This is a genomic window from Spirosoma oryzicola (genome assembly GCF_021233055.1).
In the GTDB taxonomy this organism is placed as follows: Bacteria; Bacteroidota; Bacteroidia; order Cytophagales; family Spirosomataceae; genus Spirosoma; species Spirosoma oryzicola.
Genome location: NZ_CP089538.1, coordinates 4,581,111 through 4,594,590, shown reverse-complemented (window position 1 = coordinate 4,594,590; position 13,480 = coordinate 4,581,111). Strand labels below are relative to the sequence as shown.

General features: G+C 49.5%; 11 protein-coding genes. 5 read left to right on the top strand and 6 right to left on the bottom strand.

Annotation, left to right across the window (positions count from 1 at the left end; genetic code table 11):
* Positions 1 to 118: 118 nt before the first annotated feature.
* From LQ777_RS19485 to galK, 5 genes are all read right to left on the bottom strand, one after another.
* Positions 119 to 1,915 carry a M61 family metallopeptidase gene (locus LQ777_RS19485; protein WP_232559612.1) on the bottom strand — a complete coding sequence of 599 codons (1,797 nt, stop codon included), beginning with the start codon at positions 1,913 to 1,915 and terminating at the stop codon, positions 119 to 121.
* A gap of 168 nt (positions 1,916 to 2,083) precedes the next feature.
* Positions 2,084 to 3,250 carry a glycoside hydrolase family 26 protein gene (locus tag LQ777_RS19480; RefSeq protein WP_232559611.1) on the bottom strand — a complete coding sequence of 389 codons (1,167 nt, stop codon included), beginning with the start codon at positions 3,248 to 3,250 and terminating at the stop codon, positions 2,084 to 2,086.
* Positions 3,251 to 3,410: 160 nt separating this feature from the next.
* Positions 3,411 to 4,091 carry a cell division ATP-binding protein FtsE gene (locus tag LQ777_RS19475; protein WP_232559610.1) on the bottom strand — a complete coding sequence of 227 codons (681 nt, stop codon included), beginning with the start codon at positions 4,089 to 4,091 and terminating at the stop codon, positions 3,411 to 3,413.
* Positions 4,092 to 4,167: 76 nt separating this feature from the next.
* Positions 4,168 to 4,836: a fructose-6-phosphate aldolase gene (gene fsa, locus LQ777_RS19470; RefSeq protein WP_232559609.1), complete on the bottom strand. Its 669-nt coding sequence runs from the start codon at positions 4,834 to 4,836 to the stop codon at positions 4,168 to 4,170.
* 81 nt (positions 4,837 to 4,917) lie between these two features.
* Positions 4,918 to 6,084, bottom strand: a complete 1,167-nt coding sequence (gene galK, locus LQ777_RS19465; protein WP_232559608.1) for a galactokinase — start codon at positions 6,082 to 6,084, stop codon at positions 4,918 to 4,920.
* Positions 6,085 to 6,354: 270 nt separating this feature from the next.
* On the opposite strand from galK, the gene LQ777_RS19460 reads away from it, so the two are divergent.
* The 3 genes from LQ777_RS19460 (at position 6,355) to LQ777_RS19450 (ending at position 8,430) form a co-directional block, all read left to right on the top strand.
* Positions 6,355 to 7,074 carry a tetratricopeptide repeat protein gene (locus tag LQ777_RS19460; protein ID WP_232559607.1) on the top strand — a complete coding sequence of 240 codons (720 nt, stop codon included), beginning with the start codon at positions 6,355 to 6,357 and terminating at the stop codon, positions 7,072 to 7,074.
* A gap of 160 nt (positions 7,075 to 7,234) precedes the next feature.
* The gene (locus LQ777_RS19455; protein WP_232559606.1) at positions 7,235 to 7,588 is read left to right on the top strand and encodes a transmembrane 220 family protein; all 354 of its coding nucleotides are present in this window, start codon (positions 7,235 to 7,237) and stop codon (positions 7,586 to 7,588) included.
* Complete coding sequence (locus LQ777_RS19450; RefSeq protein ID WP_232559605.1) at positions 7,585 to 8,430, top strand: hydroxymethylglutaryl-CoA lyase; 846 nt, start codon at positions 7,585 to 7,587, stop codon at positions 8,428 to 8,430. Before LQ777_RS19455 ends, LQ777_RS19450 begins: the two co-directional genes overlap by 4 nt.
* A 17-nt stretch (positions 8,431 to 8,447) precedes the next feature.
* On the opposite strand, the gene LQ777_RS19445 is transcribed toward LQ777_RS19450, so the two are convergent.
* Entirely contained in the window at positions 8,448 to 8,972 is a 525-nt protein-coding gene (locus LQ777_RS19445) for a DUF7935 family protein (RefSeq protein WP_232559604.1), read from the bottom strand.
* A gap of 122 nt (positions 8,973 to 9,094) precedes the next feature.
* Between LQ777_RS19445 and LQ777_RS19440 the strand changes: the two genes are divergently transcribed.
* Together LQ777_RS19440 and LQ777_RS19435 are read left to right on the top strand one after the other, a co-directional pair.
* Positions 9,095 to 9,379, top strand: a complete 285-nt coding sequence (locus tag LQ777_RS19440; RefSeq protein ID WP_232559603.1) for a HesB/IscA family protein — start codon at positions 9,095 to 9,097, stop codon at positions 9,377 to 9,379.
* Between the two features lie 162 nt (positions 9,380 to 9,541).
* Entirely contained in the window at positions 9,542 to 13,387 is a 3,846-nt protein-coding gene (locus tag LQ777_RS19435; protein WP_232559602.1) for a sensor histidine kinase, read from the top strand.
* Positions 13,388 to 13,480: the final 93 nt, after the last annotated feature.

Below are 13,480 nucleotides of genomic sequence, written 5' to 3'. Positions count from 1 at the left end.
GTGGTGTCAGGTTTGAGAACCTGACACCACTAACGACCCCAATTTCTTAGTATCCCAGGTGCTGTCGGGTTCTCAAACCGCACGGGCGGCCCCGCCAACAACACAAAAAAGATGGCATCTACAAATTCTTCTGCCAGCGTTCACGTAGCTGAAGTTGCTGCGATGTCGCCTGTTGGTTTGGCTCGAACACGTAGCGATTTACTTCGTCGATCTCCAGCATGGCTGCATTGACCGTTAATGGCTGGCCGTTACGACGAACAGTTACGGTATAGCTATCGCCCGCTTTGAGGCTACGAATCTTCTCCCGAAGCGTAGGCAACGACGATGGATTGACCGGCTGTTGATCGAAGCTAATCAATTCGTCATTCTCCTGAATCCCAGCTTGGCGCAGCGGCTCGCTTACTTGCCGCAGGCGGAGAGTGTCGCTAACCGGACCGATCCGCATCCCCAACGAAGGCAGTTTCTTCCCGGTCGCAATGGCTGGCTTGTACAGGATACCGATCTTGTCAAAATACTCCTGGAGTGGCAGGTGCTCTGCATTCTTGACGTAGCGATCAAAGAAGTCGCCGATTTCCGGATAGGTCTTCTGCGTGAAAATGGCAAAGAAATCTTTTTCGGAGAAGGGGCGGTTAGGACCGTACGTGGTAGTCAGTTCATTGATTACTTCCCGCAGACCACGCTTCCCGCCCGATAGTTCGAGCAGCCGGATGTCGAGCAGGCCAGCAACCAAAGCGCCCCGGTTGTAAATGTTACCATACTGCCGCTGACCTTCGGGGGTGTAGCACGTCAGGGCAAGTTTGAGCAGGCTATAGGTCGTGTCGAGTTGCTGATCGATTTTTACTTTCTGGCTCAGTTCAGTACAGTAATCCTCCAAAGTGGTCAAGCCACCCCGTAGCCGCATCGCGCCATTGGCCCATTCGGTGACACCTTCGTACAGCCATAAATGCGCCGATGGAGTAGGGGTGATGAAATTGAATTGCTGGATAAGTTCACTGTGTATGTTCAACGGAGTGACCACGTGGAAAAACTCGTGAGCTGCAATGGATGTAGCGGTTTGCGCCAGTGCCGGAGAGAAAGGAACTTCTTTAAAAATGTACTCCGAACTGTACGAATGCTCCCAGGCACCCCAGCTTTCGTCTTCAAAATGATACAAAAAGGTGTATCGTTTAACCGGTAGCTTTTTCAGAAACTGCCCCGCAGCCTGTAGCATCGACTGCATGCTGTTCAGCAACTGCTCAGAGGTAACCTGGTTTGTTTTCGAATAGGTGTACATCTCGATGGCGGCTCCGGCTACATTGGTTTCGGCGCGGGTCAGGCGACCGAGCAAAATAGGGGAGTCAACAACGCGGTCGTAGCTATCAGCCAGGTAGTAACCGTCTTTGTTTTTTTCCAGCGCCGTTCCAACGGTCCATTCCATCGGGTAGCTAATCTTCACTGCCAGCGGACTCGCCTGCATACCCTGCGGAAAGCCGAATACGCCCTGCCCGTTGATGAGCGCATGATCTTTCTCGATTGAAGTGCCGCACATGCGGTAAATAACATCCTGCTTGACCGGGGTATCCCAGGTTTCAGCAATTTGATACTTGATCTGACGGACCTGCTCAGGCTGCTGAATCTTCCATTGATTGACCGAGACTTGCTGCGTTGCCAGTTCTTTTCCTTTCTTGTCGAAGGCTTTAAACGAGCGGACAAAACGGCCAATGTCCATGACCTGATACGTACCAGGAGCCGTAGAAGCGAATTGATAAACAGCGTTTTCGGGTTTTAGTCCGTCCACATGAAGCGTTACTTTGAACAGATCATCGGCCCGGTCGTTCAGGTCAACGTCGTAGACAAGCGGTGCTGGTCCGGCTGCCCATAACGGGTTTGCTACAGTGCAGCAAATTAGCAGGGCACCCCAAACAAACTTGTTCATATACTAGAAATTGAATGCGTAGAAAATTGCGTAAAAACAAAGATACGCAATCATTCAACCGTGTCGGGCAAAACTTGGATAAGCGGAAAACAAGTCGGACTTATGGATTACCCTCAACGCGTCTGTCGTCGTGGGGTCAGGTTCTCAAACCTGACCCCACGACATTAGCTAGAAGAACAACCACTTGCGTCGATACATATTGGGTAAGTCCGTTTCGAACCACGTGTAAGGGTCCTGATAGAAGCGGAGGAAGTCGGGAACACTGGCCTGACCGGGATAGGGTGCGTAGTAATGCGTTGGGCTACGAACGTCGTTGCGCCAGACGAGCACGTAGGCTAAGCGCATTTTCTCGGCTTTGAGCGCTTTCAGTAGCGTATTGGTCCACCAGGTTGTATCGGGAATCGACTCCAGGCCCGTTTCGGTGAAGGCTGCTAACTTACCGGCTTTGCGGGCATAATCTGATACGATTTTTAGTTTTTGAATACCAGCGTTGACGTTGTAGCGACCGTTTCGGCCAAAATCGGCGTAGTTGTCAACCCCGACCATATCGACCCACTCGTCGCCAGGATACCGGTCCAAATAGTCGGCTTCTGTTTTGTAAAGACAGTCGGGCGAAAAAGCGTACAGGAAATTATGTACCTGGAGGCTGTCGCGTAAGTACGAAACGGTAAAGCGCCAGAGCGACACAAAATCTTCTTTTTTGCAGTGCGGTTTTCCCCACCAGAACCAGCCACCATCGAGTTCGTGGTAAGGTCGAAAAATCATCGGAGCCAGCTTGCCATCGTTTCCTTTTACAGAATGAGCCAGCTCACCGATGGTGCGCAGAATCTGTTTGTATTGCTCGTGGTGGGAGCCGCCGGGAACGAGGAGCGCTACCGCCGGAGCCGAGAGCGAGTCAACCCAGTAAAAACCGCCTTTGGAAGCCGGATTCGAAAAATGCCAGGCAACGGTCGTCACACCACCCCGGTCGTAGGTATCAACGATCTGTTTGCGCAGCGATTCTTTTGCTTTCTCAACCGCTTCGGTTGGTCGTCCCGATAACCCGCTGAAGTCAACTCCGATAACGGCGGGATGTGAACCACTTACCGATTTAACGTCTGACCGATTGGAGTCGCCGGACCATCCGTGACCGTATTCGGTAGCGTGCTGATGCCCAAACAGAATGTGCTTTCTTGACAGTTTGCGCAGGTTATGGTATAAGGCGGCTGTTTCTTTCGTCGCCTTGGAGTCAATCGGTTTGTTACGCCGGGTTTGCGCCAGGAGCGAAGCAGGGGAGAGCAATAACAGGCAACTTAACAGACTAACACAAATCAAGACAAAACGTACTGGTTTCATGGCAATCGATTGATCGAAACACCAAAGCAACGTTATTTTGCCTCATTTTCAATGGCTGTTTCAATGAACAACCAATAATCTAGTAGAATCCCTAGGCAGTTTTATAGGCAACAAAAAAGCCTCTAATGAGAGGCTGTGGCAAGAAATTATCTGAAGATGACTAACCGCTTAGTTCTACTACCTGTCCATCCTGACAACGCAGAACGCGGGCAGGGTACTTATTCAGCAATTCGTAGTTGTGAGTCGCCATGAGCATGGCCGTCCCCGCATTGTTGATAGCCTGAAAAACCTTCATGATCTGATCCGAAACCGCCGGATCCAAATTACCCGTAGGCTCATCGGCAATCAGGACCAGTGGCTCATTGAGCATAGCACGGGCAATAACAACCCGTTGTTGTTCGCCACCCGACAGTTGGTGAGGCATCTTTTTCTGAGCCGTGCCCAGACCAACCTGCATCAGCACTTCGGCGATACGGTTGTTCATGTCTGCTTTGCTTTTCCAGCCCGTTGCCTTCAGAACAAACCGCAGGTTGTCTTCGACCGAGCGGTCAAAAAACAACTGAAAATCCTGAAAAACGATACCGATTTTGCGACGCAGGAAAGGCACGTCACGCGGTTTAAGTTTGTCAAGTGAATAGCCAGCCACCGAACCGCTACCATTTCGTAGCCATAAATCGGCGTAGAGCGTCTTTAACAACGATGTCTTACCGCTGCCCGTTCGTCCAATCAGATAAGCAAAATCGCCTTTGTTTATCTGAAACGACACATCGCCCAAGATCAGTTTGTTGTCCTGGTAGATGTCCGCGTGGTCTAGACTAAGAACGGATTCGGAAGAAAACATAGCTATACGTATAAATTGTCAAACCTCACGGGTTCACCAGCGAAGCAGCGAACCCGTGAGGTTTGACAACTAGTTTTTACTTCTTAACGGGTAAGTTTGCCTTTTCGTGGTCGGCCAGGAACTTAGCCAGACCGCTGTCGGTCAGTGGGTGGTTGAGCAACGCTTTGATAACGCTCAACGGAGCCGTCATCACGTCAGCACCGATCTCAGCGCATTTGATAACGTGCATTGGGTGACGGACAGAAGCTGCCAGTACTTCGGTGGTGAAGCCGTAGTTTGTGAAAATCGTAACGATCTGTTCGATCAGCTCCATACCATCGGTCGAAATATCATCCAACCGACCTACGAATGGAGATACGAACGAAGCACCTGCTTTAGCCGCTAGTAACGCCTGACCCGCCGAAAAAATCAATGTACAGTTGGTACGAATACCTTTTTCCGAGAAATATTTGATTGCTTTGACGCCGTCGCCGGTCATTGGAATCTTCACGACGATGTTCTCATCGATTTCAGCCAGTTCGTCGCCTTCTTTGATCATCTCTTCGTATTTGATCGAGATAACCTCTGCGCTTACATCACCTTCTACGATTTCGCAGATTTGTTTATAGTGACGCATTACGTTGTCTTTACCGGTGATGCCTTCTTTGGCCATCAACGATGGGTTTGTCGTAACGCCATCAAGAACGCCCATTTCCTGAGCTTCGCGAATGTCGGCCAGATTAGCCGTGTCAATGAAAAATTTCATAGTTAAATAGAATTAAGTAGGCCGTTAAGCTAGTAAGCCCGAAAGCTATTCCTTGGTAATGCACGTAAAAGACACGATCCCTTAATAACTCACCGCCTTGCTGACTAGGTTCGTACCATTTTGGATTTTGCAGGCGTGAAGGTACGTATCTTTACCCGTTCTGGCTTTATATTGTTTGGTAATCAGTTCCGTAAAATCCTCAAGGGCGTCTTCACGTACCAGATTGATTGTACAGCCACCAAAACCGCCCCCCATCATGCGGGCTCCCAGAACACCCGGATGCTCGCGGGCAATTTCGACCAGCGTATCCAGTTCGGGACAACTCACTTCGTACCACTGGCTGAGCCCTTCGTGAGAACCGTACATCAATTGGCCGAATATGGCAACGTTATTTTCCTCCAAAGCCGCGACGCCATCCAGCAAGCGCTGATTTTCCTGTACGACATAAGCACACCGGCGGTAAATGAGCGGCTCCGCGTTTTTGAGGTGCGTATCGAGCATATCCATCGTCACATCGCGCAGGCTGTTGATTTCCGGATAAAACGTTTTTAGAAACCGTACGCCCGCTTCGCACTCAGCCCGGCGCGTATTGTATTCCGAAGAAACCAACGAATGTTTTACCCGCGAATCGCACAAAACAATGCTGATGCCATCCATTCGTAAAGGAGCGTAGGTGTATTCCAGCGAACGGCAATCCAGTTTAATCACATGATCCGCCTTGCCCATCATACTGGCAAACATATCCATGATGCCTACCTTCGCACCAACAAATTCGTTTTCGGCGCGTTGAGACAGCTTTACCATCGTCAGCCGATCTAATCCTAGATCAAACAGCTCATTCAAGGCAAAGCCAACGCCATTTTCCAGTGCTGCCGACGACGACAGGCCCGCGCCCATCGGAATCGTTCCGCTGAACAAGCAATTGAATCCGCGTATGGGTTGCCCATTCAGGACGAACTGCGCGACTACGCCCAATAAGTAATCAGCCCACGTTTTTGTAGGGGTCAGGTTGGCGAGCGAGCCACGATATGTTTTGTTCAAGTCGTGAGCGATAAAGTGAAGCTCATCGTCGTTTCGCGGACCAACGGCCAGATAAATGGCCTTGTCGATAGCCGCTGGTAGAACAAATCCTTCGTTATAGTCAGTGTGTTCGCCGATTAGATTAACACGGCCAGGGGAACAGATCAGGAGCGGATCGGAATGAAACGCGTCCCGAAACGACGCGGTAAGTTGATTGAGCAGATCCATGTTAGGTTTAGGCACTTTAGCGGTCTGATACAGCTACCCCGCATAATCCGCTAAACAAACAAAATGTTTCCGTAAAACCTGGATAAGCGGGTAGCGGAAACAAAAAATGGCAAACCAATGTCTCACCGCTACGACCACCTACCCTTGCTTCGGTCAAGACCTGGGGGATTCAGCAGGAGCTGGTAGCACCGATTTGCCGATGCAAAGTTAATTAAATAGTAGCCAAACGACCAAATTTCGCCCGTACCTTTGCGCAAAATATCATGAGTGATGAATCGTTCTTTTTGTGTCTTTTGGTGTACGTTGTTCATTATCAGCGCCTGTACTTCGTCTGATAATTATCTTGAACAAGGGAGAAATTATTTAAAACAAGGCAAATTCCGGGAAGCGGTCCAGGCGCTGAACCAGGCTGTAGAAGCCGATGCCGATAATGCCGAAGCGTTTAATTCGCGCGGTGTTGCTTATTTTGAGCTAAAAGAATACGCCAATGCAACGCTGGATTATGATCAGGCCATTAAACTGGCTCCCGACTTCTACCGGCCTTATTACAATCGGGGATTGCTTAGGGTTGCCCAAAATGACCTTACCGGCGCGTTGAAAGATTATTCGGACGCAATTCGGCTAGCTCCTGACACGAGTCGTAGTGTCAGCGCCGAAATTTTTCTGAACCGGGGACAACTGTTTGCCGCGCAAGGGCAGATTCAACCCGCTTTAAATGATTTTTCGCAGGCTATTTCATTGGATTCGAAGAACGCACTAGCTTTATACAACCGGGGAAATCTGAAATTTCAGCAGAAAGATCTTCCTGGCGCAACGGCTGATTTTCAGCAGGCTGTACAGGCTGACCCAAAATACGGCAAAGCCTTTTACGGATTAGGCATCGCCCAGATTCTTCAGGATGAGCGCGAGGGTGGCTGTCTGAGTCTAAAACAGGCACAAAACCTGGGATATGCGGATGCTGCGAATGCAGTCGCTCAGTATTGCCGGTAATCAAATAGGCTATGGTAATGCTGTGGTGTCGGTTTTGAGAACCGGGCGGGCGTCCCCGCCGACAGCACAGCACTACTACGAGAAGCTACCGATTTCGGCCAGCATGCGTTCACGAACCAGAAATTAGACCAGCCCATTGCTGTAAACTTTTGACTAAGTCATGCGTAAAATTCTTTCGATTGTTTTCGGACTGCTATTTGTCCTTTTTGCGGCCTTCCAGTACAACGACCCTGACCCGGAGATTTGGGTACCGATTTACGGATTTGCCGCAGTGGCTTGTTTTATGGCCTACGCAGGTATGGCCCGCTGGTGGTTTCTGGCAGCTATGTCGCTGATTTACGTTGTAGCCGCTATTTATCAGTGGCCTCCTGCGTTTGAAGGGTTTATGTTTAGTGAAGCCGGAATGCGGAGCATGAATATTGAAATGGCTCGTGAAGCGGGTGGGCTGGCTATTTGTGCGGCTGTGATGATGGTATTGGCAGTGGTATCACGTCAACCGAGCGCACGCCCATGAAACTAATCGAATGCCCGCGTGATGCCATGCAGGGCCTTACGCATTTCGTGCCAACGGACGAGAAAATTCGCTACCTCAACGCGTTGTTGCGGGTTGGTTTCGATACGCTCGATTTTGGCAGCTTTGTCTCTCCCAAAGCAATTCCGCAAATGCGTGATACCGCCGACGTGTTGGCTGGATTGAATCTGACCGACACCCGCACAAAGTTGTTGGCGATTGTGGCGAACGTTCGTGGTGCTGAACAGGCTGCCAGCTTTGCTACGATCGACTACCTGGGTTTTCCGCTTTCCGTGTCCGAAACGTTTCAGCAGCGTAATACCAATAAGTCAATTGGTCAGGCATTGGCGGATGTTGAGCAGATGCAAAAAATTTGCGTTCAGCTTGACAAACAACTCGTTGTTTATCTGTCAATGGGCTTTGGAAACCCTTACGGCGATCCGTGTAGCCCCGAACTCATTAGCGATTTCACGGGCAAATTAGTGGATATAGGTGTTCGGATTATTGCTCCTTCCGATACGGTCGGGTCGTCAACGCCCGAGGGGATTGAAACCCTCTTTCGGCACCTGCTGGCTACTTTTCCCGACGTTGAGTTTGGCGCGCATTTGCATGCACGTCCGGGAGAGGCTCCCGCCAAAGTCGAGGCTGCGTATCGGGCGGGCGTCCGTCGGATCGACGGTGCCCTGCGTGGGTTTGGTGGTTGCCCGATGGCCGCTGACGACCTGACGGGCAACCTGCCAACCGAAGAAATTATTGGTACGCTTACCCAGCTTGGCTGCAACCTGCCAATCAACCAAAATGCCATTGAGCAAGCGTTGACGTTATCGACTAGCCTATTTGGATAGTAATCGAGCTTTTTGAACTACATAAACATCGTTTGAATCTCTTCCTTGACGGCTTTGAGCGCGTCGGTAGTTGGCAGCCGGTCTTTCTGAATGATACGCTCGAAAATACGCTTGGAAAGGTCAAGCGCAGGCGCGTCGGGTTGCGTATCGCCAGCGGCTTGGTTGATAAGCGTTGTGACATCATTCATCGCGCTCTGAATCCGATCCCAAACCTCCTGACTCATATAGACTTGTTGCGACAGGTTGTGGTTGTACTCATCCCGAATTTCCTGCAAAAGCCGCTGCTGAAACTCTAAAGCGTTGGTCGATGTTCCTCCTAGTCGTAAGAGAAGGTTATTGGGACTGATCCGTTCCAGAAATAACACCATGCGTTCGTAAGCCTGCAAGCGTACGGGGACAACGGTTTCGGTATAGCGGGTTTTGATGTCAAAGCGGTGACGGTCAGCTTCGCGTTCCAACAGTAATTTTACCGTCACATACATTCCGTAAAGCACTAATCCGGCTGGAACAATCAATTTTAGAAAATCACTCAGTAACTCCATAGAGAGACAAACGTTGTTTAGGCAAAAATGGGTAATTTTGACAAAAGGGGTTATCGTTTATCCGGTGTTAGCGGCTGACTGATTCGTTAGTCAGGACAATGAACGATAAACCAAAACAAACTATGCTGGCACTTGATAATCCTGTTCGTGTTCGGCCCGAAGCGCGGGAGCAATTGATGGACACATTACGGGCCAATAAAATTCCTGACGAATACGGTTTACGAGTTGGTATTCGGGGTGGTGGCTGCGGAGCATCCTGGTTGCTGGGCTTCGATACACCCGGCTCTTCCGACGAAGTGTATAACGTCGAAGGGGTTCGCATCATTATTGACCGGAAACATTTGTTGTACGTACTCGGTGCCGAAATCGGTTACGAGCCGGGCGGGTTTACCGTTGAAAAAGTATAATTTCTCCGTATAATTGCCGAAAGGCTGGAAAGCCCATAGATTTTTCTTGGTAAAATCGCCTGTTACTTCTGTTGATTGTTTGGGGCCGGCAACCAGCGGATGGTTGTTTCCTAAAATTGGCATGATTTTAGGGCCATCCCGATTGTAGCCTTCCTTCTGCTTGTGAAGCGAATAGAACAACATATTTTTCTTGTACTGGCGATACTGGCTGTAGGGCTTTCTGTATTGTGTTACTGGTTGCTTGAACAGAATGCACCAGGCGCTACCGATGAACAATACATAACGGCGGTGCAGCAGCGTGTCAAGGAGGAGATGCAGGTGAGCAATGAGGAACTGGACCAGGTGACGCAGCAACTCCGGCAGAACCCGAACGGGACATTTGCCAGCATGAGTCAGCCCACCCAGTATCCGTATTTTATTTTTCGGACGAAGTCCGGGCAGCCCAATGCGACGCAGCTTGTTTTCTGGTCTGACTACCGGTTTATTCCTGATTACAAACGAATCGCGTCGATCACCTTCCCAACGTTGGTTGACTTCGAGCAGGGTAAATACATTGTTAGTTGTCGTCGGATACGTACCAGTAGCGATACGCTTGCCGTTTTTTCGCTGATCAACGTTTACCGGCAGTATCGTAACAACAACATCTATTTACAGTCAGGGTATAATTCAGCGTTATTTGCGATTGATCCTGAGGCCATCAGCCATAAACGGACAAACGTATATCAGGCTATTTACGACAATACGCCGGTGTATCTGTTTTCGGTTGTCCCGCCCAAGATTGATGCGTATCGCAACCATTCGACGCCAGTTAATACCGTTATCTTGGCTACGCTCGGCGTTATTTTTCTGGGGTTGTATGTCTTACAGATGCTTATTCGCTTCAAGCGAAGCCGCCGGTACGAAGTCGGATTTTTGTGGTTAGCATCTTACCTGGTGCTTCTACGCGCCGGGATGCTTTACTTCGGTGTGCCGTTTTTATTTGTCGAGTCGGACCTGTTCAATCCTAAATTTTACGCTTCCTCGGTACTCGTTCCGTCGCTGGGCGATTTATTACTGAACGCCTTAGTGGTCGTTGTGCTGGGGTACTATTGGGTCTATTATTACTACCGATCCAAAACTTACAACCGACTGATTCATTTGTCGGCGGGTTTAAAGAAAATCATATCGGTTGGATGCATAGTAGCAAGCTACTTTGTCTTCCTGGGTTGTTACAGTGAATTGAATAACATCTACGAGAAGTCACAGTTTACGCTCGATATCACGCTGAGCATTCGATTTTCGGTGCTAAAGATTGTTTGCCTACTTGTCTTTGTTGTTATATCCGCCATCTACTTTTTGCTGGTCCATCTGTTAGCCAGCATCTTTCTTCGGTTCAACCGGGTAATAGGGAATGGGTTGCTGTTTTTGGTTACAGGTACGCTTATTACAGTAGTTCTTTTTTACGGACTAAGTCTACCGCTCAAGCCCGTTATTCTGTTAAACGGGCTGTATTTCTCCGTTATTTATCTAGGCCGTTTTCCGCGCTCGCTATACACGTTTCGTTATAAAACGTCTGTATATCTGTTTTTGGCCGCTTTTGTATGTGCGCTGACGACTGCCTATGTAGTTTACCATCAGGAAATCAGAAAGCAGCTGGTGCACGAGCGCGAATTTGCTCAGCAGTTGCTGGCTGAAAACGATGAGTTTGGTGAGTTCCTGATGAGTAAAGCGCAGGAATCAATTATGGCTGATGGGGAGATTGCCCGCTCGTTACGGAACGATACGCTTTTGGTCCGAGAGCGAATCCAACAGCGAGTCAAGAGCGCTCATCTGGACAAGTATTTTGATAAATATGACATCGACGTGCTATCGTTTCGGCCCAATGGACAGCCTCTTGACATCAGCCCGAACGCCGGTACGTTCGCCAAGTTAACGACCCGGTACCAACGACCCGCTTATCAGACTGCTTATCCGGGGATTTATTTCATCAACGAGGTTGGTAATCAGTTTATTAAGCAGTATATCTGTTTTGTGCCCGTCAAGCAGATGTCGGATTGGTCGCCCGCTACTTCGGATACGGTTGGTTACGTCGTACTCAATTTAAGTCTACGCAACGAACGGCCTAAGAGCGTTTATCCAGAACTGTTGGTGGACACAAAGTTCATGCAGAACCCGGATACGCAGGAGTACAGCTACGCGATTCTGAAAAAGCAACCGGTTGCCACTTCTTTTCCGCGAATTCTGTACAGCGCAGGTAGTTACAACTATGACCGTAAAATGCCGGCTACGATGCTGACTGATTCGTCGTTGTACAGTAGCGGGTTGATAGCCAATGGCTATCAGCACGTCGGGCAACGTGGTCAGGATGGGCGTATTGTGATCGTGTCGTCGGCGGAGTACCCCTTCAAGAATATTTTCTCTAACTTCTCGTTTCTGTACTTGCTGCTGGTACTTACCGTATTGCTTGTCATTGTTATGTATGCAATCCACTACGGGTTTTCGCGGTTCAGCGTCAATTATTCAACGCGAATTCAGATACTGTTAAACGTTGCTTTTTTTCTGCCTTTGCTGCTCGTTATCGTTATTATCCTGAGTGTGATCAGCTCAAACTACATCACCAATCAGGAGAATACGTACATCAGCAACACGCGAAATATTGGCGCCAATTTCGTGACCTATCTGGATGAATATTGGCAGGGCAGGCGGAGCAAAGCGTCTATGGAAGAGGAACTGCGCAAGATTGCCCGCGATGCTGATATTGACATTAATCTGTTCGATACGGCCGGGCGGTTGACCACTTCCACGCGCCCGCTGATGTACGAAAGTGGCCATCTTTCCAAGCGCATTAATGCCCAGGCGTATATCCACGTTATTGAGGAAAAGGAAAATCAGAAACTGCTGAATGAATCGTTGGGCAGCAAGCAGTATCGTACCGCCTATGCCGGTATAAAATCGTACGATGGACGGCTGTTGGGCGTATTGAGTATCCCTTATTTCTACGCTCGTCCTGAGCTGGATCGACAGATCATTGAGGTGATTTCATCGGCACTAAGCATCTTCACGGGCTTGTTTTTATTCTTTCTGATTCTTTCCTACTTCGCATCGAACATACTAACGAAACCGCTTAAACTGCTGACGCAGAAGATTCGGAAAACAAACCTCAATCAACCGAATGAGCCGCTTCCCTGGCGTTCGGACGATGAAATTGGGGCGCTGATACACGAGTACAACCGGATGCTGGTCAAGCTGGAAGAGAGCAAGCTGGCGCTGGCACAGAACGAAAAGCAATCAGCCTGGCGTGAGATGGCCAAGCAGGTTGCTCACGAAATCAAAAATCCGCTTACACCGATGAAACTGACCTTGCAGCACCTGCAACGGACGCTTCCGGATGCTAACGGATTAGGAAAAGGCAATGGCTCGGTGGGAGCGACTGACCCGGCGCTACGGCGGGTAATTCAGCGAACGTTTGATTCACTCCTTGACCAGATCGACAACCTGAGTGATATTGCTACTTCGTTCTCCGATTTCGCAAAAATGCCTTTGCCCAAGAACGAAGTGTTTGAAGTAACGGGTGTGATCAACAAAGCGGCTGACCTGTATGCCGACGACGACCGAATTCGCTTGCAACGCCAAATTGCACCAGGTCCGGTCATGGTGGTGGGCGATCGTCAGCTCATTGGTCGTATTCTAACGAATCTGATCATCAATGGAATTCAATCTGTTCCCGCCGAACGTAAACCGGTGCTCGATCTGCGGCTTTACACAAACGAAGATGAGGTTCAGATTGAAGTGCACGATAATGGGGCAGGTATTCCGGAGGCCATTCGTAAGAAAGTTTTTCTGCCCAACTTTAGTACCAAGCGGGGCGGGTCTGGTTTAGGACTGGCCATCGCTAAGCGTGGAGTTGAGCATGCGGGAGGAGCCATATGGTTCGAAACAGACGAAGGAGTTGGTACGTCCTTCTTTTTGTCGTTGCCACTAGCCAAACAGGCTGTTGACGAACCCACTAATCAGCCAACGAATCGCTAGCTTTTACCGTTGATGGGCTGAGTTCGGTCACGGAAGCCATCAAACAAGGCAGCCGGCTGAGATCCTCTACCGGCTGCTGCTCTCAATCTCAAA